This is a genomic window from Nocardia sp. NPDC003726, assembly GCF_053586955.1.
Genome location: NZ_JBSFNF010000002.1, coordinates 1 through 22801, shown reverse-complemented (window position 1 = coordinate 22801; position 22801 = coordinate 1). Strand labels below are relative to the sequence as shown.

Annotated in this window: 20 protein-coding genes and 1 rRNA gene; 9 read left to right on the top strand and 12 right to left on the bottom strand. The window is 69.4% G+C overall.

The features are described 5' to 3' along the window. Positions 1-70: 70 nt before the first annotated feature. Positions 71-1381, top strand: coding sequence for a nicotinate phosphoribosyltransferase (locus ACWDMM_RS02530; protein WP_195077334.1), 1311 nt, complete (start codon positions 71-73; stop codon positions 1379-1381). Positions 1382-1383: 2 nt separating this feature from the next. Here the strand turns inward: ACWDMM_RS02530 and ACWDMM_RS02525 are convergent, their stop codons facing one another. After that, positions 1384-1575, bottom strand: a complete 192-nt coding sequence (locus ACWDMM_RS02525; protein WP_357204835.1) for a hypothetical protein — start codon at positions 1573-1575, stop codon at positions 1384-1386. Positions 1576-1757: 182 nt separating this feature from the next. On the opposite strand from ACWDMM_RS02525, the gene ACWDMM_RS02520 reads away from it, so the two are divergent. Both ACWDMM_RS02520 and ACWDMM_RS02515 read left to right on the top strand, forming a co-directional pair. Continuing rightward, on the top strand, positions 1758-2324 hold the full coding sequence (locus tag ACWDMM_RS02520; RefSeq protein ID WP_357204832.1) for an isochorismatase family protein: 567 nt from the start codon (positions 1758-1760) through the stop codon (positions 2322-2324). Between the two features lie 57 nt (positions 2325-2381). Further along, positions 2382-4430, top strand: coding sequence for an ATP-dependent DNA helicase (locus ACWDMM_RS02515; protein WP_357204829.1), 2049 nt, complete (start codon positions 2382-2384; stop codon positions 4428-4430). Positions 4431-4590: 160 nt separating this feature from the next. On the opposite strand, the gene ACWDMM_RS02510 is transcribed toward ACWDMM_RS02515, so the two are convergent. From ACWDMM_RS02510 to glgP, 4 genes are all read right to left on the bottom strand, one after another. Continuing rightward, positions 4591-4986, bottom strand: coding sequence for a RidA family protein (locus tag ACWDMM_RS02510; protein ID WP_449935640.1), 396 nt, complete (start codon positions 4984-4986; stop codon positions 4591-4593). 135 nt (positions 4987-5121) lie between these two features. Further along, positions 5122-5655, bottom strand: coding sequence for a DoxX family protein (locus ACWDMM_RS02505; protein ID WP_195077329.1), 534 nt, complete (start codon positions 5653-5655; stop codon positions 5122-5124). Positions 5656-5811: 156 nt separating this feature from the next. Then, the gene (locus ACWDMM_RS02500; RefSeq protein WP_449935637.1) at positions 5812-7173 is read right to left on the bottom strand and encodes an NCS2 family permease; all 1362 of its coding nucleotides are present in this window, start codon (positions 7171-7173) and stop codon (positions 5812-5814) included. Between the two features lie 108 nt (positions 7174-7281). Beyond that, on the bottom strand, positions 7282-9855 hold the full coding sequence (gene glgP, locus ACWDMM_RS02495; RefSeq protein ID WP_195077328.1) for an alpha-glucan family phosphorylase: 2574 nt from the start codon (positions 9853-9855) through the stop codon (positions 7282-7284). A 293-nt stretch (positions 9856-10148) separates the two neighbouring features. Between glgP and ACWDMM_RS02490 the strand changes: the two genes are divergently transcribed. From ACWDMM_RS02490 to glgB, 4 genes are all read left to right on the top strand, one after another. Further along, a complete protein-coding gene (locus ACWDMM_RS02490; protein WP_195077327.1) occupies positions 10149-10592 on the top strand; it encodes a hypothetical protein in 444 nt (147 codons plus the stop codon). 144 nt (positions 10593-10736) lie between these two features. Further along, the gene (locus ACWDMM_RS02485; RefSeq protein ID WP_195077326.1) at positions 10737-11378 is read left to right on the top strand and encodes a LysE family translocator; all 642 of its coding nucleotides are present in this window, start codon (positions 10737-10739) and stop codon (positions 11376-11378) included. 99 nt (positions 11379-11477) lie between these two features. Further along, entirely contained in the window at positions 11478-13481 is a 2004-nt protein-coding gene (locus ACWDMM_RS02480; RefSeq protein WP_357104148.1) for an alpha-1,4-glucan--maltose-1-phosphate maltosyltransferase, read from the top strand. After that, positions 13478-15631: a 1,4-alpha-glucan branching protein GlgB gene (glgB, locus tag ACWDMM_RS02475; protein WP_357104145.1), complete on the top strand. Its 2154-nt coding sequence runs from the start codon at positions 13478-13480 to the stop codon at positions 15629-15631. Before ACWDMM_RS02480 ends, glgB begins: the two co-directional genes overlap by 4 nt. A 22-nt stretch (positions 15632-15653) precedes the next feature. On the opposite strand, the gene ACWDMM_RS02470 is transcribed toward glgB, so the two are convergent. The 3 genes from ACWDMM_RS02470 to ACWDMM_RS02460 all read right to left on the bottom strand — a co-directional run bounded on the left by ACWDMM_RS02470 (position 15654) and on the right by ACWDMM_RS02460 (position 18936). Further along, a complete protein-coding gene (locus tag ACWDMM_RS02470; protein WP_195077885.1) occupies positions 15654-16502 on the bottom strand; it encodes a tetratricopeptide repeat protein in 849 nt (282 codons plus the stop codon). A 61-nt stretch (positions 16503-16563) separates the two neighbouring features. Beyond that, positions 16564-16932: a DUF3817 domain-containing protein gene (locus tag ACWDMM_RS02465; RefSeq protein ID WP_195077323.1), complete on the bottom strand. Its 369-nt coding sequence runs from the start codon at positions 16930-16932 to the stop codon at positions 16564-16566. Positions 16933-17757: 825 nt separating this feature from the next. Next, positions 17758-18936, bottom strand: a complete 1179-nt coding sequence (locus ACWDMM_RS02460) for an acetyl-CoA C-acetyltransferase (RefSeq protein ID WP_195077322.1) — start codon at positions 18934-18936, stop codon at positions 17758-17760. A 128-nt stretch (positions 18937-19064) separates the two neighbouring features. Here ACWDMM_RS02460 and mce point away from each other — a divergent pair, with 128 nt between their 5' ends. Together mce and ACWDMM_RS02450 are read left to right on the top strand one after the other, a co-directional pair. Then, entirely contained in the window at positions 19065-19538 is a 474-nt protein-coding gene (gene mce, locus ACWDMM_RS02455) for a methylmalonyl-CoA epimerase (protein ID WP_324722338.1), read from the top strand. A gap of 86 nt (positions 19539-19624) precedes the next feature. Beyond that, positions 19625-20626, top strand: a complete 1002-nt coding sequence (locus ACWDMM_RS02450; RefSeq protein ID WP_195077320.1) for a coiled-coil domain-containing protein — start codon at positions 19625-19627, stop codon at positions 20624-20626. Positions 20627-20735: 109 nt separating this feature from the next. Here ACWDMM_RS02450 and ACWDMM_RS02445 read toward each other — a convergent pair whose 3' ends face one another. The 4 genes from ACWDMM_RS02445 to rrf all read right to left on the bottom strand — a co-directional run. Beyond that, positions 20736-21044, bottom strand: coding sequence for an ATP/GTP-binding protein (locus tag ACWDMM_RS02445; RefSeq protein WP_323123953.1), 309 nt, complete (start codon positions 21042-21044; stop codon positions 20736-20738). Between the two features lie 47 nt (positions 21045-21091). Then, a complete protein-coding gene (gene nucS, locus ACWDMM_RS02440; RefSeq protein ID WP_067803166.1) occupies positions 21092-21781 on the bottom strand; it encodes an endonuclease NucS in 690 nt (229 codons plus the stop codon). Between the two features lie 37 nt (positions 21782-21818). Further along, positions 21819-22550, bottom strand: a complete 732-nt coding sequence (locus ACWDMM_RS02435; RefSeq protein WP_195077319.1) for a rhomboid-like protein — start codon at positions 22548-22550, stop codon at positions 21819-21821. 169 nt (positions 22551-22719) lie between these two features. Next, a 5S ribosomal RNA gene (gene rrf / locus ACWDMM_RS02430) occupies positions 22720-22801 on the bottom strand; the annotation flags it as partial.

The following is a 22801-nucleotide window of genomic DNA, read 5'->3' as shown; positions in this document are numbered from 1 at the left end:
TCGCGTTTTCGCCGGTTCACCGGGCCGATGCCGGACGCCGTGAGCCGACCGTTCTGTCTACAGTGACAGCGTGGACCTGCGTGACGGCGTGACCAGCACCGCGCTGCTGACCGACCAGTACGAACTGACCATGCTCGCCGCGGCGCTCGCCGACGGCTCGGCGCATCGGCAGTGCACCTTCGAGGTGTTCGCTAGACGTTTGCCAAATGGTCGGCGCTACGGCGTCGTCGGGGGCACCGGCCGGCTGCTCGACGCGCTGCGGCAGTTCCGGTTCGGCGAGGAGGAACTGGCCGTCGCCGCCTCGTTCTCGGATCGGCGGACGCTGGACTGGCTGCGTGACTACCGGTTCACCGGCGACATCGACGGCTACCCCGAAGGCGAGCTGTACTTTCCCGGCTCCCCGATCCTCTCGGTGCGCGGCAGCTTCGCCGAATGCGTCGTGCTGGAGACGCTGGTGCTGTCGATTCTCAATCACGACAGCGCCATCGCGGCCGCCGCGGCGCGGATGGTCAGCGCGGCCGGTGGCCGCAGGATGATCGAGATGGGGTCGCGGCGCACCCACGAGTTCGCGGCCGCGGACTGCGCGCGCGCCGCGTATCTGGCCGGTTTCGACGCCACCTCGAACCTGGAGGCGGTGCGCCGGTACGGGATTCCGGGGGCGGGCACAAGCGCGCACGCGTTCGTGCTGCTGCACAGCGGTCCCGACGGGGCGCACGAAGCCGAAGCGTTCCGCAGTCAGGTGCAGACGCTCGGGGTCGGAACGACGCTGCTGGTGGACACCTTCGACATCACAAGGGGCGTCGCGACCGCCATCGAGGTCGCGGGCACGGAGCTGGGCGGCGTGCGGATCGACTCCGGTGATCTGGGCGTCCTGGCCAGGCAGGTGCGCGACCAGCTCGACGCGCTCGGGGCGACCAAGACCCGCATCGTGGTCTCCGGCGATCTGGACGAGTACGCCATCGCCGCGCTGCGCGCCGAGCCGGTCGACGTGTACGGGGTGGGGACGGCGCTGGTCACCGGCTCCGGCGCGCCGACCGCCGGGATGGTCTACAAGCTGGTCGAAGTCGATGGGGTGCCGGTCGCCAAACGCAGCAGTCACAAGCAGTCGCGTGGCGGTACGAAGAAGGCGATCCGCTTGGCCCGCGACACCGGCACGATCGTCGAGGAGATCGTCTATCCCGCGGCCGGGCCGACGCCGCCCCGCGACGGCTTCCAAGCCCGTGAGCTGCTGGTGCCGCTGATCCGGGAGGGCAAGCAGGTCGATGACCTGCCCACCCTCGCCGAGAGCCGCGACCTGGTCGCGCGCGGGCTGATCAGCCTGCCGTGGGAGGGGCTCAAACTCTCGGCGGGCGAACCCGCCGTGGTGACCACTTTCGTCTGAGGTCAGCGCCTGCGCTGGTCGAGGCGGGTCACCAGCCGCAGTCCGACGGCGAAGAGCAGCGCGAATACGACTCCGGTGATCGCGAACCACACCCATGCCGACGGCTCCGCGGGCTTGGAGCCGAGCAGGAAGAAGACCGCCAGGAACACGGTGGTGGCGACGATTACGGTGCGGAACAGTTTGGCAGGGCTCATCAGAGGTCTCCGTGCTGGAGGCGGCGCGTCCGGCCGCCGACGAAAGGGGCACCCGGTAATCACCGTGGGCGCGGGCCGCGTTTACATCGCGCAGGCGAATTCTCCCGCGAGTCGGCGGAACGAGCGTCCGGCCGAGCGGCAGAATCTGAAACAGTTGTTCAGCCACACCGCGGGAGGTCGCCATGACCCGGGCCCTGATCATCGTCGACGTCCAGAACGATTTCTGTGAGGGCGGTTCGCTCGCGGTCGCAGGCGGCGCCGCCGTGGCGGCGCGGATCAGCGAGCACCTCGCCGCGGCGAACTACGCGGTGGTCGTGGCCACCCGCGATCACCACATCGATCCCGGCGCGCATTTCTCCGACGAGCCCGATTACATCGACAGCTGGCCGCCGCACTGCCGGGTGGGCACGCCGGGCGCCGACTTCCACCCGGCCCTGACCACCGAGCCCATCCAGGCGGTCTTCTCCAAGGGCGCCTACTCGGCGGCCTACTCCGGGTTCGAGGGCACGACCGAGGACGGCACCGGGCTGGCCGACTGGCTGCACGACCGCGGCGTCGACGCCGTCGACGTGGTGGGCATCGCGACCGACCACTGCGTGCGCGCGACCGCGCTGGACGCGCGCATCGAGGGTTTCGACACTCGCGTCCTGCTCGATCTCACCGCGGGCGTCGCGCCCGAGACGGTCGCCGCCGCGCTGGACCGCATGCGCGGAGCCGGCGTCGACATCGAAGGCGGCATCAGCCGGTAGACCGTCCGGTCTCGGCGACCGCCCTGCCCTGTCGGAGGCGCCGAGTAGGCTGCTCGCGTGCCCGAACTCCCGCCCGTTTCCGATCTTTTGGCCACCGCCGTGCAGGCGCTCGGCGGCAAGGAGCGCACCGGGCAGGTGACGATGGCCGCGGCGGTGGACCACGCGATCGACACCAAGGAGCATCTCGCCGTGCAGGCCGGGACGGGCACCGGCAAGTCGCTGGCGTATCTGGTGCCGAGCCTGCGCCACGCCGTGCGCACCGGCCGCACGGTGGTGGTCTCCACGGCCACGATCGCGCTGCAACGCCAGCTGGTCGACCGTGACCTCCCCCGCTTGGCGGAGGCGCTGAGCGGACCGCTGGGCCGCACGCCGAAGTTCGCGATCCTCAAGGGCCGCAACAACTACCTGTGCTTGAACAAGATCAACAGCGCTGTTCCCGACGAGCCCGCCGAAGCGGAGCTGTTCGACGCGTTCGCGATCTCGCGCCTCGGCCGCGAAGTGCAACGGCTCAACGAGTGGGCCTCCGACACCGAGACCGGCGACCGCGACGAACTCGCCCCCGGCGTGAGCGATCGGGCCTGGCGTCAGGTCAGCGTGTCGTCGCGGGAGTGCCTCGGCAAGTCGCGCTGCTCCTTCGGCCAGGATTGCTTCGCCGAGCGCGCCAGGACCGAGTCGGCGCAGGCCGACGTGGTGGTGACCAACCACGCGCTGCTGGCCATCGACGCGATCAGCGGCATCCAGGTGCTGCCCGAACACGACGTGGTGGTCATCGACGAGGCGCACGAGCTGGTCGACCGGGTCACCGGCGTGGCCACCGCAGAACTGACCTCGTCGGCGATCAGCGCGGCGGCCCGGCGCTGCGCCAAGCTCGTCGACGAGCAGGAGGTCGATCGCCTGGAAGGCGCCGCGGAGGCCTGGCACACCGCGCTGGACGAGCTGCCCGCCGCCCGCTGGGACACCATGCCCGACGGCATCGCCCCCGTGCTCGCCCTGGTCCGCGACGCCGCGTGGAACGCGCGCACCGCACTCGCGCCGCCGGGCAGCACCACCGCGCAGGGCGACCCGGAGAGCTCCGCCGCCCGCACCATGGCACTGGCCGCGCTCGACGAGGTGCACGACACCGCGGTCCGCGCGCTGACGGCCTTCGACGAGCCGGATCCCGCTGCTCGCCGCGATGTCATCTGGCTGGCGGCCGACGAGGTCAGGGGTGTCGTGCGCCGGTCGCTGCGGATGGCGCCGCTGTCGGTGGGCGGACTGCTGCGCAGCAGGCTCTTCGGCACCGCGACCGTCGTGCTCACCTCCGCCACGTTGCAGATCGGCGGCTCGTTCGACGGCCTCGCGGTCACCTGGGGCCTGCCCGCGCAGTCGGGCAATCGCACCGATCCGGCCACCGCGAACGGCGCGCAGGCGCCGTCGGACGCCGAGGTGGTGCGCTGGAGTTCGCTCGATGTCGGCTCGCCGTTCGACCATGCCAAGTCAGGCATCCTCTACGTCGCCAAACACCTGCCCGCGCCGGGCCGCGACGGGCTCGCACCGGCTCACCTGGACGAGATCGAACGGCTGATCACGGCCGCGGGCGGGCGCACCCTCGGCTTGTTCTCCTCGATGCGCGCCGCTCGCGCGGCCACCGACGCGCTGCGCGAACGGCTGGATACCCCGGTACTGTGCCAGGGCGAGGACGCCACGGGCGCGTTGGTGCGCAAGTTCGCCGACGACCCGGAGACCTCCCTGTTCGGCACGCTGTCGCTGTGGCAGGGCGTCGACGTGCCCGGACCGTCGCTGAGCCTGGTCATCCTCGACCGCATCCCCTTCCCCCGCCCGGACGATCCGCTGCTGGCGGCCAGGCAGCGCGCCGTGGAGATGCGCGGCGGCAACGGCTTCATGACCGTGGCCGCCAACCACGCCGCTCTGCTGCTCGCGCAGGGCACCGGCCGCCTGCTGCGCAGCGTCGACGATCGCGGTGTGGTGGCCATCCTGGATTCCCGCCTCGCCACCGCCCGCTACGGCGGATACCTGCGCGCGTCGCTGCCGCCCTACTGGGAGACGGCCGACCCGGAGATCGTCGTCAAGGCACTGGGCAGGCTGGCCGCCGCGGCGACCGTGTGATACCAAACACACCGGCCGGAATCTATTTCCACTCGGAAGTAGATTGGGTGGCCGGTACTTCGGTGACCCCCCAATTCCCACATCGAGGTATCGGCCGGTCCCCGCGCCAAGCCCTGCACGCGGCGCGGGGACGTCACCGCCCCCCTTCTGGCCGCCGATCTCAGCCGCGCACGGCCACCGCGTCGACCTCGAACAGCATGCCCGGCAACGCGAGTGCCGCCACGCCGGTCAGCGTCTGCACGGGCGGGCGGTCACCCCAGATCTCCGCGATCTTCTTCCCGAGCACCGCCAGCTTCTCGAGATCGTGGTCGACGATGTGCGTCCGCAACTGCGCCACGTCGGCGAAGTCCACGTCGGCCGACCGCAAGGCGATGCCGAGATTGGCGAACGCACGGTCCACCTGAACCGCGAATTCCGCGCTGGTCGCGTGTCCTTCGGCGTCCGAGTCGTACTGCCCGGCGATGAACACCAGTTCCCCCCGCGTCACCGCCACGTGGCTGTAACCGAATCCGGTCGGGTCGTGCAGTTCACCGGGGTTGCCGATTTCCACGGCCATGTTTCCTCCTTGCTCGGCCGGTAAGTGCCACAACACAGACGATTCAGCAGCCCGCGGCGTGACATGGCGAACCCATAGACCATCGCGGCGCGGCGACCGAGGTCACCGCGCCGCGAATACCGCTGCCCCGCAGGGTCAGAGCGCCCACTTCAGGATCAGCGTGAGCACGCCCGTCGCGACCGCGAGAACCACCGCGCCCACACCCCACACGAATCCGTGGCGCTGCCAAGGACGCCCCGCGTCCAAGGAGAACTTGCCCGGCCCGGTGAAGGGCAGCGCGGCGCCCACCACCGCGAACAGCACGCCCATCTCGTACCCTCCCAGCAGTCCACCGGCCCAGGTGGCGTTGATCGCGTTGATCATCGTGCCGAGCACGATGGCCCCGGCCAGCGGCGTCAGCAGACCGAGCAGCAACAGCAGGCCACCGCCGAGTTCGGTCAGGCCGGCCAGCGTGCCGAACACCTTGCCCGGGTTGTAGCCCATCTGCTCGAAGCCGTCGGCGTTGGCCTGCAGGCCGGGCCCACCCCACCAGCCGAAGAGTTTCTGCGCGCCGTGCGCCGCGAGCAGGCCGCCGAAGACGACGCGTACGACCAGCAGGCCGATATCGGGGGCGATGCCGTCCAGATCGCTTTCGCTGCCGGTTCTCTCGAGTACGGATTTGATGCTCATCGTGGTCCTCATCCCTGCGCGGTCGTTCCCGACATGATCGTTACTTCGGCGAATAAACGGACTGTGGTCCGATTCTCTCCGAGCCAACTGCCCTGCCACTCGGTCTATTCCACGGGCGGGCGGACGGGATGGTTCAGCGCGGCGACGAGCGGACGATCACTCAGCGAGGAAGAAGAAGTAACCGAGGAACACCAGCATCAGTGCCCACATCGCCGGGTGCACTTCCTTGATGCGGCCTTTGGCCACCATGACCACGGGGTACAGCAGCATGCCCATGGCCAGGCCGTTGGCGATGGAGTAGGTCAGCGGCATCATCACGATGGTGATGAACGCGGGCACCGAGTACTCCAGCCGGTTCCAGTCGATCGCACCGAGTGAGCGGGCCATCAGGATGCCGACCACGATGAGCGCGGGCGCGGTCACCTCGCTGGAACTCGCCACCACCGCGAAGATCGGATAGCAGAACATGGCGACGAGGAACCAGCCCGCCGTGGTGACGGCGGTCAACCCGGTCCGCCCGCCCGCCGAGACGCCCGCGGTCGATTCCACATACGCGGTCGTGGTGGAGGTGCCGATGACCGCGCCGGCCATGGTGCCCACCGAGTCCGCCGCCAGCGCGCTCGCGGCGCGCGGTAACTTGCCGTCCTCGTCCAGCAGCCCGGCCTGGTTCGCGACGCCGATCAGCGTGCCGGAGGCGTCGAAGAAGTCGACGAACAGCATGGTCAGCACCACCACGACCATCTGACCGGTGAACGCGTCGGGCAGATGGACGATCGCCTGGCCGAAGGTCTGCTCCAGCCCCTTCGGCGCGGCGAACAAGCCCTTGGGCAGTGCGACCAAGCCGCTGACGATGCCGACGATCGTGGTCAGCACGATGCCGTAGAGCACGGCGCCGTGCCAGCCGCGCACCAGGAACACCACCGTGACCAGCAACCCGAACAGCGCGAGCAAGGTGGTGCCCTTGGTGAAGTCGCCCAGCGTGACCAGCGTCGCGTCGCTGTTCACCACGATCCCGGCGTTCTTCAGTCCGAGGAAGGCCACGAACAATCCGATGCCAGCGCCCACGGCGAGCTTCAACTGCATCGGGATCGCGTTGAGTATGCGTTCGCGAACCTTCGTCACCGCGAGGACGAAGAAGATGGCTCCGGACAGGAACGTGCCCGACAGCGCGACCTGCCAGGGAATCCCCATGCCGAGCACCACCGTGTAGGCGAAGAACGCGTTGAGTCCCATGCCCGGCGCGAGCGCGATCGGATACCGCGCCCACAGCCCCATGACCAGCGTGCCGAACACCGCGGCGACGGCGGTGGCGGTGAACACCGCCTGCATCGGGATGCCCTTGTCGCCCAGCGCGCCCTGGTCGCCGAGCACCGCGGGGTTGACCGCGAGGACGTATGACATGGCGAGGAACGTGATGGTCCCCGCCATGAGTTCGCGTTTGACGGTCGAACCGGTCGAGCGAACCCCGAAATATCCGTCGAGGCGTCCTCGGGTCCGGTGCAGAACGTCGGTGACCATGGGTGACTCCAGTCGAGGAACGATTCGGGGCGGGCCAAGGGCACGGTAGCCGACGGTTCACTGGCAGGAACACCCGCGGCGGCGCCACCGTGACCGGCGCCACCCGAGCTAAGCGCTCGGGGCGGAGACCAGCCCGAACTCGGCGTCGGAGGCCAGCAGATCGCTGTGCGGCAGCACGCGCACTGTGTACCCGACCGCGCCGGACAGCGGCAGCGGCGTGTCCACGGTGAACAGCTCGGCGCCCGCGTCGGAACCGGCGTGCGTCATGGGCACGGTCGTGGTGTCGGACAGATCGTCGGTCGCCGACACCCGGCCGAGCACCGCCTGCACCACCACGTCCGGCACGCTCAGCCCACCGAGTTCGACCCGCGCGGTGAGCGACAGCCGCGCCCCGATCACCGGCGTGTCCGGCAATCCGGCGCTGTCCACCTGGATCACCTTGACCGATGGCCACGCCGACTCGATCCGGTGCCGGTATTCGGCGATGGCGCGCGCCACCGCGAAATCGTCCGCCGTCGCCCGTTGCGAGGCCGCGGCGGCCGGAGCGTAATACTGCACCGCGTAGTCGCGGACCATCCGGGAAGCCAGGACCTTCGGCCCCAGGGTCTGCAAGGTGTGACGGACCATCTCGACCCAGCGCACCGGCATCCCGGACGCGTCGCGCTCGTAGAAGCGCGGCGCCACGGCCCGTTCGAACAGGTCGTAGAGAGCGGCGGCCTCCAGATCGTCGCGGCGGTGTTCGTCCCGGACGCCCTCCGCGGTCGGAATGGCCCACCCGTTCTCACCGTCGTACATCTCGTCCCACCAGCCGTCCCGGATGGAGAGATTGAGCCCGCCGTTCAGCGCGGACTTCATACCGGAGGTGCCGCAGGCCTCCAGCGGGCGCAGCGGGTTGTTCAGCCAGACGTCACAGCCCCAGTACAGGTAGCGGGCCATCGACATGTCGTAGTCGGGCAGGAAGACGATCCGGTGCCGTACCTCGGGATCGTCGGCGAAGCGCACCACCTGCTGGATCAGCGCTTTGCCGCCGTCGTCGGCCGGATGACTCTTCCCCGCGACGACCAGCTGCACCGGCCGCCGCGGGTCCAGCAGCAGGGCGCGCAGCCGCTGCGGATCGCGCAGCATCAGGGTGAGCCGCTTGTAGGTCGGCACCCGGCGGGCGAACCCGACGGTCAGCACGTCCGGGTCGAAAACGCCGTTCACCCAGCCGAGTTCGGCCTCGGCGGCGCCGCGCTCCAGCCAGGACGCGCGCACCCTGCGGCGCACCTCGTCGACGAGGATGCCGCGCAGGGTGTTGCGGGTCGACCACAATTCGGTGAGATCGACATCGCGCAGCCTCTCCCAGCCGCGCCCCTCCTCGACCAGCTCCGCGCCGATGTGCTCGCGCGCCTTGTCCACCCACTCCCGCGCGGCCCAGGTGGTCGCGTGCACACCATTGGTGACCGAACCGATCGGCACCTCGGCCGGGTCGAAGCCCGGCCACAGCGAAGCGAACATCGACCGGCTCACCTCCCCGTGCAGTTTCGACACGCCGTTGGCGCGCTGCGCCAGCCGCAGGCCCATGTGCGCCATGTTGAACACCGACGGGTCGGCCTCCCGGCCGAGCGCCACGATCCGGTCCACCGAAAGGCCGGGCAGCAGGGCGGATTCGGATTCCCCGTGCGCACCGCCGAAATAGCGCCGCACCATCGGCATGGGGAACCGGTCGATACCTGCGGGGACCGGCGTATGCGTGGTGAACACCGTGCCCGCCCGCACGGCGGCGAGCGCGGTATCGAAATCCTGACCGGCCGCCACGAATTCGCGGATCCGCTCCACGCCGAGGAAACCCGCGTGGCCTTCGTTCATATGGAACACGTCGGGGTCGGGCAGCCCGGCCGACGCGGTGTAGGCGCGCACCGCACGCACACCGCCGATGCCCGCGAGGATCTCCTGGCGGATGCGATGCTCCTGATCGCCTCCGTACAGCCGGTCGGTGACCGCGCGCAACTCCGGGTCGTTCTCCGCGATATCGGAATCGAGCAGCAGCAACGGAACCCGGCCGACCTGCGCGATCCACACCCGCGCGCGCAGCACCCTGCGATCGGGCATCGCGACGTGGATGAGCACCGGCGAACCGCCGGAGGTGAGCGCGCGCAGCGGCAGGCCCTGCGGATCCAGCGCCGGGTAGTGCTCGGCTTGCCAGCCGTCGGTCGTCAGCGACTGCCGGAAGTAGCCCGAGCGGTACAGCAAGCCGACGCCGATCAGCGGCAGACCCAGATCGGAGGCGGCCTTCAAGTGGTCTCCGGCCAGAATGCCAAGGCCCCCGGAATAATTCGGCAACACCTCCGTGACGCCGAACTCCATCGAGAAATAGGCGATGCCCCGCACGCCTTCCTCGCCCGCCCTGCGCTGGAACCAGCCCGGCGCCGCCAGGTACTCCCGCAGGTCGGCCGCCGCGGCGTCCACCCGTGCGACGTAGGCGGGGTCGGCGGCCAGCTCGTCCAAACGCGCCGCGGGCACCTCACCCAGCATCCGGACCGGGTCGTGCCCCATCTCCTGCCACCGCCGCGGATCGAGCGCGGCGAACAGGTCCTGCGTCGGCGGATGCCACGACCAGCGCAGATTCGTGGCGAGCTCCCCCAGGGCGGCCAGGCGCTCGGGCAGATGGGCACGGACGGTGAAACGACGCAATGCCTTCATTGGGTAGAACCTACACGGCGACCGCCCGGCGCGCCCCGCGTGACCAGCCCCCGCACAACGTTCCGACCAGCGGCTTTCCCGGAAACACACGGCGCGGCGAGCGACCGGCGCGACGGCCCGTAACGCTCTGCATCGTCACGGAACGGCCACACGACGCACCCGGTGCCCGCGTTCCCGCTACCCGATCGAGACCCGCGCTCGCTTGTGAACTCCGGAAGCCCGGGCAAACCCACAAGCTGTGCGGACCAACCGGCCGCACCAACCGAATCAGTACGGGAGTGATCGAGATGTGGATGACAGCACACCCAAATCGCGCCCGCGATCGGCGCTGGTCGCGCGCTGGAGCAGCGATCACAGGGTTCGGAGCGTTCGCGGCGGCATTCGTTCTCGTCGCACCCGCCGCCGGCGCGGCGGTCACGACGGCGACCGCGAGCCCGGCCCAAGGCACCAGTTTCGGTTTCGGTAACTACGGAACCAACTGCCAATACCGCGTGACGGCCACGGTGGACAACAATCCCTCGACGGAATCGGTGCAGTTCGCCGACAGTGCCGGGGGCACCTTCTCACCGAATCCCGCACCGGTGGTCGGCAACCAGGCCACCGCGGTCTGGATCCCCGACACCACCGGGCAACACACCATTTCCGCGACGCAAGGCGCCGCTCCCGCTTGGATCTCGCCGGTGATGACGGTGGGCAACGGGATGAACCTCGGCTTCGCGTGCCTGGTCATGCCGTGAGCGGCGGTTCCAGCACGTCGGATTGAGCGCCCGGGTGGTCACGCGATCGACGAGCGATCGCCGTCCGTGGCCACCCGGCGCCTCATCCTCATCGACCGCGGGAAATCGGTGGCCGCAGCGGATCCGAAGTGACAGCATCGGCTGATGCCGCACTGGGTCCACGTCCTCCCGCAGTTTCTGCCTGCCTGCCTGGTCATCGCCGCGCTGCCGGGGCCTGCGACGGCGTTGTTCCTGCAACGCTCGGTGCGCGACGGACGCACCGCGGGTCTGGCGGCGGTGGCCGGCAACGAGATCGGCGTGCTCGGCTGGACGCTGGCGGGCGGGGCCGGGCTGTCGGTTCTGCTGGTCGCGAACCGGGCCGCGAATACGGCGGTGCACGTCGTCGGCGCGCTGGTGCTGATCTGGCTCGGCGTGCAGGCATGGCGCGGCGCGCGCGGCGGCGGCGAGTTCGGCGGCGCGATGACGCGGATGCTCCCGGCGGGTCGCACGCCCGCCGCCGCCTTCCGCGCCTCGCTGATCTCGATCGCGGCCAATCCCAAAGCGGCGGTCTTCGGATTGACGATCCTGCCGCAATTCCTTCCCTCCGACGGGCCGGTGCTGCCGACGATGGTGATCCTGGCGCTCATCCAGTTGGTGATCGACACCGCGTGGTGCGTCGGCGTGGTCCTCGCCGCCGACCGCGCTGGCGTGTGGCTGCGCAGCACCGGCATCCGCCAGCGGGTCGAACGCGCCCTCGGCGTGATCCTCGTCGCGCTCGGCCTCGGCCTCGCCGCCGACGCACGCTGACCGAACGCCCAGCTCGGCCGCGGCCCGGACCGGCCGGAACAGAGTTCGAAAAATCGGCTGATCCGGTCCCGGCGGCCGGTTGCCGGTAGGTTGGGGTCCGTGACCGGCCGCATCGCTATCGATGACACTGCCCCGTCCATCCCAGGCGGCCGGCCCGCCAAGGCGGTGGTCGGCGAGGTATTCCCGGTGCGCACCGTGGTCTGGCGAGAGGGGCACGACGCCGTCGCCGCCACCCTCGTCGTGCGCGCCCCCGGCGCGTCGCGAGCCACCCGTGTCCGCATGACGCCGGACTACGAGCCCGACGTCTTCAACGCGACCTTCACGCCGAACACGCCGGGCGCCTGGACCTACCGGATCGAAGGATGGAGCGATCCGATCGCGACCTGGCGATCGGCGATCGAGGCGAAGCTGGCCGTGGGGCAGAGCGCCGCCGATCTGGCCAACGACCTGGAGCTGGGCGCCCGCCTGTTCGAGCGGGCGGCGCAAGCCGTCCCCAAGAAACAGTTCGAGCGCCTGCGCGCGGTCGCGGCGGCGCTGCGCGGCACCGATCAACTCCCCGCCCGGGTGGCCCCTGCCTTCACCGAGGAAGTCGCCGAGATCCTGCGCGCCACGCCGCTGCGCGACCTGGTCACCCGCGGGCCGCAGCACACCGTTCTGGTCGAGCGGCACCGGGCGCTCTACGGCTCCTGGTACGAGTTCTTCCCGCGCTCGACCGGCGGCCGCGACGCCAACGGCAAGCCCGTCCACGGCACGTTCGTCACCGCCGCCAAGGAACTTCCGCGCATCGCCGCCATGGGCTTCGACGTGGTGTACCTGCCGCCCATCCATCCGATCGGCGAGGTCAACCGCAAGGGCCGCAACAACGCGCTCACCGCGGAGCCGGGCGACGTCGGATCGCCGTGGGCCATCGGATCGCGGCACGGCGGGCACGACGCCGTGCATCCGGAACTGGGTACCGAAGCCGACTTCGCCGAGTTCGTCGTTGCGGCGCGGGAACTCGGCCTCGAAGTGGCGCTCGACCTCGCGTTGCAGTGCGCGCCCGACCATCCGTGGGTGCAGGCGCACCCCGAATGGTTCACCACCCTGCCCGACGGCACCATCGCCTACGCCGAGAACCCGCCGAAGAAGTACCAGGACATCTACCCGGTCAACTTCGACAACGACCCCGACGGGCTCTACGCCGAAGTGCTGCGCGTGGTCAAGCACTGGATCGAACTGGGCGTCAAGATCTTTCGGGTCGACAATCCGCACACCAAGCCCGCCGACTTCTGGGAGTGGCTGATCGCGAACGTCTGGCGCACCGACCCGGACGTCATCTTCCTGTCCGAGGCCTTCACCCGCCCGGCCCGGCTCTACGGGCTCGCCCGCCGCGGATTCAGCCAGTCCTACACGTATTTCACCTGGCGCGTGGCGAAATGGGAGCTGACGGAGTTCGGCAACGAATTGGCCGCGAAAGCCGACGAAGCCCGCCCGAACCTCTTCGTGAACACCCCGGACATCCTGCACGAGAGCCTCCAGCACGGCGGCCCTGGGATGTTCGCCATCCGCGCCGTCCTGGCCGCCACCCTCGCGCCGACCTGGGGCGTCTATTCCGGCTTCGAGCTGTTCGAGCACCAGGCGGTGCGCCCGGACAGCGAGGAGTACCTCGATTCGGAGAAGTACGAGCTGCGCCCGCGCCCGTTCGCCGAGGCGCTCGCGCGCGGGGAATCGCTGGAGCCATGGCTCACCCGGCTCAACGAGATCCGCCGAGCGCACCCCGCCCTGCAACAGTTGCGTTGCCTGCATTTCCACCACGTGGACAACGACGCGCTGATCGCCTACTCCAAGATCGACCCGGCCAGCGGCGACGCGGTGCTCGTCGTGGTGAACCTCAACCCCTTCGGCGCCGAGTGGGGCATGCTCTCGCTCGACCTGCCCGCCATCGGCCGCGAATGGCACGACCACCCGGTGGTGTACGACGAGGTCAGCGGCGAGGAATACCACTGGGCCCAGACCAATTACGTGCGCTTGGACCCTGCCCGGGCCGTCGCGCACATCATCGCCCTGCCCCCCGTGTCCCAGCAGGCTCGCACCGAGCTGGCCTACCGCAGGACGCTGCGATGAAACGCCGCGACCTCATGCTTCTCGCGGCGGGCACCCATACCGACCCGCACACCGTGCTCGGCGCGCACCCCCATCCCGACGGCACCGCCGTCCGGGTGCTGCGCCCGCACGCGGAGACCGTGTCGGTGCGCGTCGGCGGCGACGACCATGAACTGAAGTCCCTCGGTCACGGCGTCTTCGCCGCCGTGCTGCCGTACCCGGAGATCATGGACTATCGCGTCGTGACGACCTACCCGGGCGGCCGGACCGTCATCGGCGCCGACGGCTACCGCTTCCTGCCCACGCTCGGCGAACTCGACCTGCACCTGATCGGCGAAGGCCGCCACGAACGCCTCTGGGAAGTGCTCGGGGCGCACCCGCGCCGCTACCCGACGCTCGACGGTGACGTCGCGGGCACCTCGTTCGCGGTGTGGGCGCCGAACGCGCGCGGCGTCACCGTGATCGGGGACTTCGACGGCTGGAGCGGCAACACCGCGCCGATGCGCGCGCTGGGGTCGTCCGGGATCTGGGAGGTCTTCGTCCCCGGCGTCGAACCGGGCTGCAAGTACAAATACCGCGTGCACGGCGCCGACGGACGGACCGTCGACCACGCCGACCCGCTGGCCTTCGCCGCCGAACACCCGCCGGCCACGGCGTCGGTGGTCACCGAGAGCCATCACGTGTGGCAGGACAGCGCCTGGCTCGAACAGCGCGCTGCCACCGACCCCACCCGCGCCCCGATGAGCGTCTACGAAGTGCATCTCGGTTCGTGGCGGCCCGGCCTCGGCTATCGCGAACTGGCCGATCAGCTCGCCGAGTACGTGCGGGCCACCGGATACACCCACATCGAATTGCTCCCCATCGCCGAGCATCCGTTCGGCGGGTCGTGGGGCTACCAGGTCACCTCCTACTACGCGCCGACGGCGCGATTCGGCTCCCCCGACGACTTCCGCGCGTTCGTCGACCGCATGCACGCGGCGGGCATCGGCGTCCTGCTGGACTGGGTCCCCGCTCATTTCCCGCGCGACGAGTGGGCGCTGGCCCGATTCGACGGCACCCCGCTCTACGAGCACGCCGACCCGCGCCGGGGCGAGCAACTCGACTGGGGCACCTACGTGTTCGATTTCGGCAGGCACGAAGTGCGCAACTTCCTCATCGCCAACGCCCGCTACTGGATCGAGGAATTCCACATCGACGGCCTGCGCGTCGACGCCGTCGCGTCCATGCTCTACCTGGACTACTCCCGCGCCGAGGGCCAGTGGGAGCCCAACGTCCACGGCGGCCGGGAGAACCTGGAGGCCGTCGACTTCCTGCAAGACCTCAACGAGACGCTGCACCGGCATCACCCCGGCGTCGTGACCATCGCCGAGGAGTCCACCACCTGGCCCGGCGTCACCCGCGGCATCGACGTCGGCGGTCTCGGCTTCACCATGAAATGGAACATGGGCTGGATGCACGACACCCTCGGGTTCCTCGGCCGCGACCCGGTGCACCGCTCCTGGCACCACAACGAGATCACCTTCTCGCTGGTCTACGCCTGGAGCGAGAACTACGTGCTGCCGATCAGCCATGACGAGGTCGTGCACGGCAAAGGCACACTGTGGACCAGGATGCCAGGCGACGATTTCGCCAAAGCCGCCGGCGTGCGGGCGCTGCTGGCCTACATGTGGGCCCACCCGGGTAAACAACTGCTGTTCATGGGGCAGGATTTCGGCCAGTTCCGGGAGTGGTCGCACGATCGCGGCCTGGACTGGCAGGAGCTGCAGAACCCGCTACACCAGGGGATCACCACGCTGGTGCGCGACCTGAACGCCGTCTACCGCGCCCACCCCGCACTGTGGAGCCAGGACACCACCCCCGGCGGCTACGCCTGGATCGAGGCGAACGACCGGTCGAACAACGTGCTGGCGTTCCTTCGCTACGGCTCCGACGGCTCGGTAGTGGCCTGCGTCTACAACTTCTCCGGATCGGCGCACGACGCGTACCGCATCGGCCTGCCGCACCGAGGCCCCTGGCTGGAGATCCTCAACACCGACGCCGTGGACTACGGCGGCTCCGGCCTCGGCAACCTGGGCGAGGTGACGGCGACCGACGAGCCGTGGCACGACCGTCCCGCCTCTGCCACCGTGACGCTCGCACCGCACAGCGCGGTCTGGCTGCGTCCGGCCTGACCGGCCGCCCGCCGCACCGGAATCAGTACAGCGCCGCCGCCAGCTTGCGGCGCGCGGCCACGACGAACGGCTCGGCCTGGTCGAACAGCTCGAACAGCTCCAGCAGGCGGGTACGCGCCTTGGTGCGATCGTCGCCGGAAGTCCGCTTGACGACGGCGATCAGCCGATCGAAGGCCGCTTCGGGCCGCTGCTGGAACAATTCGAGATCAGCGGCTTTGATCGCGGCATCGACATTCGACGGGTCGGCGTCGGCATCGGCGATGGCCGACTCCGGCAGTTCCTGGGCCCTGGCGAGGAAGCGCAACTGCCGCAGCGCGCCCTTGGCCTCCTCGTTCGCCGGTTCGGCGTCGATAATCGCTTGGTAGGCGGCCTCCGCGCCCGCCAGGTCACCGTGCTCGAGCGCCGCCTCGGCCGCCGCGAAACGCGGGTCCTCCGCCTCGGCCTGCGGCTGCGGCCCGCCCTCCAGCTTGCCCGCCACCGCGTCGACCACGGCGTTCAACCACTGCCGCACCTGCGGCTCCGGCTGAGCGCCCTCGAAATCGGCCAGCGGCTGCCCGGCCGCGATCGCGATGACCGTCGGGATGCCCTGCACCCGCAGCGCCTGCGCGATGCGCATATTGGCCTCGGCCTCGACGGCGGCCAGATCCCAGGCGCCACCGTCGGCGGCCACCAGGCGTTCCAGCGTCCGCACCAGTTCGATGCTGCCCGGACTGCGCTGCGAGTACAGCACCACCACCACGGGCACCTGCATCGACCGGCGCAGGACCTTGGTCTCGAAATCGGCCTCGGAGACCGCGTGGTCGCCACCGGCCGGACCGCCCGCGCCACCGGCGGGCTGCTTCAGGCTGGACAGATCGACCGCCCCGGACATGGCGGCGGCGACAGCGGGCGAAGGACGGCGTGCGGCTGGTCGATTCACGACCTCCAGTTTGTCACGACGTGGCGGATGCGGGTGCCCCGGACTCGAACGAACCGGCGTTGCTCAGCTCACCCAACCGCCCCGTGCGCACCGCCCAGATCTCGAACAGCACCGTGCAGAACGGCGGGATGCTCGACACCAGCGCCAGAACGGTGGTCTTGGCGTTCCAGCCCAGCTCGCGCGCCGCCACGATCGCGGTGATCACGAACAGCACGAACACGATGCCGTGCGTCATGCCGAACACCTTGACCGGCCACAACACCGGCTCGGGAATCCGCTTGAACACCATGCCGATGATCAACAGCAGCCAGGAGATCGCCTCGAGCACCGCGATGAAACGAAACCGCTTGGCCACCGTGCTCAGGTCGAAGACATTGCCCATGCGCCCATTCTGCCGGATGCACTACAGGCTGTCGTAGTGAGCTGTGCCTAATTGCGGCGCCTGCGGCGCCGCGTGTTCGCGGCCCGGCTCGGTCTCGCTTCGCTCGAAAGACGTAGTTGCGGTGCGCTGGGCACGTCGGTGATCGAACGCTGGGATACAGGACGCGGTTCAGAAGTCGGGTTCGTTCGGCTGGAGCTGCACCGGGTGTTCGGAGCCCTTCGCGTCGCTCCCGTTGCGCGGCCGCCGCTTGTGGCCTCGTCGCGGACGCGGTGGCCGCACACGCGAGCCGGGCCGCGAACGGCCGGTGCTCCGTCTCGCTTCGCTCGAAGGGCGTGGTTGCGGTGCGCTGGGCGCGTTGGTGGTCGAAGGTCCAGACGTAGGGTGCGCGGTTCGAAAGCTGGGTTTCAGCCGAGCCTGCACTGGATGTTGGCGGCGCTCTTGTGGCTCAGGCTGGGGCGATCGCCGCTTGCTCCTTCGTCGCGGACGCGCCGGCCGCACACGCGAGGCGGGCCGCGAATGGCAAGGCTCGGCCTCGCTTCGCTCGAAGGACGTGGTCGCGGCGCGCTGGTGTTGCGCCCGCTATCAGGTGCTCGCCTTTTGTTGTGGCCGGTTCATGGCTCAGCCCGACTGCCCGCAAGCTCCATCGTCACCTACGTGGCGTCCGCACGCACGCGACCCGGGCCGTGAACGGAGCAGGCTTCGGCCTCGCTTCGTTTGCCGCACTACCGACCGCTCTCTGCACCGGTCGACTGCCCTGCGAGAACGGCCGATGGCCGCCCACATCGGGCGGCCATCGGCCGATGATTGCGCGGGAGCTCAGGAACGTCAGACGCGCACGATCAGCGCGTCGCCCTGACCGCCGCCGCCGCAGAGCGCGGCCGCGCCGATGCCGCCGCCGCGGCGCTTCAGCTCCAGCACCAGGTGCAGCAGGATGCGGGCGCCGGACATGCCGAGCGGGTGGCCGATGGCGATGGCGCCACCGTTGACGTTCACCTTCTCCGGGTCGATGCCCAGTTTGCGGGTGGAGGCGATGCCGACGGCGGCGAACGCCTCGTTGATCTCCACCAGGTCCAGGTCGGTGGGCGAGATGCCCTCACGCGCGCAGGCTTTGGCGATCGCGTTGGCGGGCTGATCCTGCAGGGTCGAGTCCGGACCGGCGACCACGCCGGCCGCGCCGATCTCGGCGATCCAGGACAAGCCGAGCGCCTGCGCCTTCTCCTTGCTCATCACCACGACCGCGGCGGCGCCGTCGGAGATCTGCGACGCGGTGCCCGCGGTGATCGTGCCGTCTTTGCGGAACGCCGGACGCAGCTTGGCCAGCGACTCCACCGTGGTGTCGGCGCGAATGCCCTCGTCCGTGGTCACCAGCACCGGATCGCCCTTGCGCTGCGGCACCGCGACCGGGACGACCTCGTCATCGAACACGCCGTTCTTCCACGCCGCCGCGGCACGCTGATGCGAAGCCGCCGCGAACGCGTCCTGATCCTCCCGGCTGATCCGGTCGGCCTCGTTGCGCGACTCGGTGAGCGCGCCCATCGCCTGATCGGTGAAGATGTCGTGCAGACCGTCGTAGGCCATGTGATCGCGCAGGGTCACGTCGCCGTACTTGAAGCCCTCCCTGCTCTTCTCCAGCAGGTGCGGCGCCTGGCTCATGGACTCCTGACCACCCGCGACGACGATCTCGTACTCGCCCGCCCGGATCAGCTGGTCGGCCAGCGCGATCGCGTTGATGCCCGACAGGCAGACCTTGTTCAGCGTCAGCGCGGGCACGTCCATCGGAATACCGGCGGCCACCGCCGCCTGCCGGGCCGGGATCTGCCCCGCGCCCGCGGTCAGCACCTGACCCATGATCACGTAATCGACCTGGTCGGGCGCGACGCCGCCCTTCTCCAGCGCCGCCTTGATCGCGAACCCGCCGAGATCGGAACCGCTGAAGTCCCTCAGACCTCCGAGCAGCCTGCCGACCGGGGTACGTGCACCGGAGACGATCACGGAAGTGGTCACGACGAGCCTCGCATTCGTAGATCGGACCTGCTCGTGCCCCCGCCGGGCAATGCGAGAGCAGGTGTTCCTACTCAACGGTAGCGGGTGCGTCCCGCGCACCCCGTGCCAGGTCGCGCTACCTTCGAATGGTGAGCAACGTTATCGAACAGTCATCTTTCATCCCCGCGGACTACGTCACCGCGGTCGACCACGTCGGCATCGCCGTGCCGGACCTGGACGCCGCGGTCGCCTGGTACGCGGAGAACCTGGGCATGATCGAGACCCATCGCGAGGTCAACGAGGCCCAGGGGGTGCACGAGGCGATGCTGTCGCTGCCCGGCGCTCCCGACCGCGCCACTGCCCTGCAGTTGCTGGCCCCCCTCAACGCGGAATCGACGATCGCGAAGTTCATCGACCGCAGCGGGCCCGGCTTGCAGCAACTGGCCTACCGGGTGACCGACATCGAGGCCGTCTCGGCGTACCTGCGCGCCAAGGGTCTGCGTTTGCTGTACGACGCTCCGCGGCACGGAACGGCTGATTCCCGCATCAATTTCATCCACCCGAAGGATGCTGGAGGTGTGCTGATCGAGTTGGTCGAACCGAGCGCGGATGTTACGCACTAGTATCGGCGTCAGGCGGGGAAAACTCGTTGGAATGACATTCGCAGTCGAGTCACCATCGGCTGTCTTCAGGCTGTAGTTTGTGTGCCATGTCGTCACCCGAGTCCGATCGCAATCGCTTCGTTGCACTGCCCTTCACCGTTGTGCGCAAGGGTTATGCGCAAGACGAGGTGCGTAATTACTTCGACCGCTTCGACGCGGAACTGAGAGTCACCGCCACCGACCGCGATGCGGCTGCGGCCCAAGCACGTAACCTCGCGAGCCAGCTGGAAGACGCGCGCGACGAGATCGACGAGCTCCGCAAGGAGGTCGACCGACTCTCGGTGCCGCCGACCACCGCGGAAGGCATGTCCGACCGTATTTCCCGCATGCTCCGGCTCGCCTCCGACGAGGCGTCCGAGGTTCGTGCTCTGGCGCAGGCCGAGGCCGCCGAAATGGTGTCGATCGCCGAGCAGCAGGCCACCGAGATGCGTGGCAAGTACGAGTCGCTGCTCGCCGAGACCAAGGAGAAGCGCGAGGCGCTCGAAATCGAATTCGAGCAGACCCTCGCGAACGCGCGCACCGAATCCGCCAAGATCATCGAGGCCGCCCAGGCCGAGGCCGACCGCATCGCGAAGGAAGCCGACGCGAAGCGCAAGGCCACCCAGCAGGAGTTCGAGGCCACCATGGCCGAGCGTCGCACCAAGCTCACCCGCGCCATGGAGGAGCTGGAGGCCACCAGCCGCGCCGAAGCCGCTCAGCGGATCAAGGACGCGACCGACGAGGCCAACCGCCTGATCACCTCCGCCACGCAGACCTCCGAGCGCAAGATCGCGCACGCGAAGGAACTGGCCGAGGAGATGCGCGTGCTGCGCGGCCGCGTGCTCGCCCAGCTGCTCGGTATCCGCGGTCAGCTCGACTCGGTGCCCGCGATGCTCGCCGCGGTCAATCGGGAGAGCGAACTGCTCGACGGTGTCCCGGATCAGCGCAAGTCGATCGGCGGCAACACCAAGTCGGTCACCGGCTCCCGGCAGAAGGCGATCCCCGAGGTCGCCACCGAGGACGACGAGATCGACGCGGACGAGCGCGAGAGCGCCGACATCAGCAACTGACGTCGGACCACGGCGACTGCGGCAAAACGAACCGAATTCACCGAAGGCCGCCCCATCCGGGGCGGCCTTCCTTAATTCCGGGGCATGGTCGGCCTGTGCCCTCCGGGCGTCAGGACCAGCGCCGGGTGATCCGCCGAGTACGGCGCCCGTTCCAGCACCCGTGATGCCAATGCCGCCGGTCTTCCTCTCCGCCGTAAGCGGGCCACGCGACGACGTGCGCGACGCCGGGCGGAATCTCGTGATCACAGCCGGGACAGCGATAGGTCTTCATCGCGCGAGCCCCCGGAATGGTGCGGACCACATACGTCTCCTCACCGTCGGGACCCGATTCGGTCCGCCCGAAGACATCGCCGATCGGCGATCCGCCCGACCGCGAGTGATCAGCATGGCGATCCGAACGCGGTTTCCGGCGGGGCATGCGACAAGCGTATTACTCGCCCCCGCGTGCCCCGCGGGCCCCCGAGTTCAGAACAAGCGGAATTCGTTGCTCTCCGTGCCGCGTAGGGCCTCGTAATCGAGTGTGAGACAGCGGATGCCGCGGTCTTCCGCCAGCGTGCGCGCCTGCGGCTTGATCTGCTGCGCGGCGAAGACGCCCGCCACCGGGGCCAGCAGCGGGTCCCGGTTCAGCAACTCGAGGTAGCGGGTGAGCTGTTCGACGCCGTCGATCTCGCCGCGCCGTTTGATCTCCACCGCGACGGTGCCGCCGTCGGCGTCCCGGCACAACAGGTCCACCGGGCCGATCGCGGTCATGTACTCGCGGCGGATGAGGGTGTAGCCCGCGCCGAGGGTGTGCACGTGCTCTGCCAGCAGCTCTTGCAGATGGGCCTCGACACCGTCTTTCACCAGGCCCGGGTCGACGCCGAGTTCGTGCGAGGAGTCGTGCTCGATGTCCTCGATGGTGATGCGGAGTTCCTCACCGGCTTTGTTGGCGACGACCCACAGCGCCTTCGCGCCATCAGGGAGTTGCGCGTCGCCGTTGCGTTCCTCCAGCCAGCACGGGGGGCTCATCCAGTTCAACGGCTTGTACGAGCCGCCGTCGGAGTGCACGAGCACCGAGCCGTCCGCTTTCATCAGCAGTAGCCTGCGGGCCATCGGGAGATGGGCGGTGAGTCGCCCTACGTAGTCGACCTGACAGCGAGCAATCACTAGGCGCACCCAAGCACTGTAGGCGAACGCCCGTACCCGGGTGTCGTCAGCCCATGAGCAGAATCGCCGCGAGCACCACGCTGACGGCCAGCAAGGCGCTCTCGACGCGCGTGAGCCGCCGCCGAGTGGTCGTCCTTGCCCAGATCATGCAGAACCCGACCACGGTGCCGATCAGCAACGCCACCAAGTGACCGACCTGGGTGAAGGTCTGCTCGATGAGCACACCCTCGACCGCGACGATGGACCACAGCGTCGACCAAGCGGCACGCCACCGGTACGGCAGCGCGGCCACCAGCGCGCCGATCAGCGCCATGGCGCCGTAGCTGACGCCGACGTCCTCGGCCCAGCGGATGCTCGCGGGCACCCATCCCGCCTCCACACCCACCCACAGGCCGGCCGCGACGAACAGCGTGGCGCCGATGTGGCCGGCCAGGAAGACGCGCACCAATCGCAGCGCGCCGAAGCGCAGCTCCGCGAGCGCGAGCAGACACGCGAGCAGCGGGATGATCACCCACGACCCGACGACGTCGCCGATCACGAACGCGCTCGCCAGCAACGTCCCGAGCCGGCCGTCCAACAGGTTCTGCAGGTTGGTGCTCGCGTGCAGCACCATCCGGGCCTGTGCGGAGTCGCTCAGCACGGAGAAGACTGCCGAGACGGCGACCAGCCCTGCCAAGTACACGGCCGTCGCGGGCAGCCTCGGCCGCCACCACCGCGGTCGCGTCGTCGTGGCGGATTCGGGCGGCGCCGGGCGGTCCGGCGTCGTCGCGACGAGCATGCATACCTCCGTTGTTCACGCGGAACGGCGATCTCTCCCCCACCGTCCATCATCATCGTCCGCACGCTGCGTAGGCTTGGAGTTCCCTACGAAATTGCCACGAAACGTTCTCGTCTCGCAAAACGACGAAAGGCCCTCGACTGTGTCGAGGGCCTTTCGTGAAAGGATGTTCCGGCGGTGTCCTACTCTCCCACACCCTGTCGAGTGCAGTACCATCGGCGCTGGCAGGCTTAGCTTCCGGGTTCGGAATG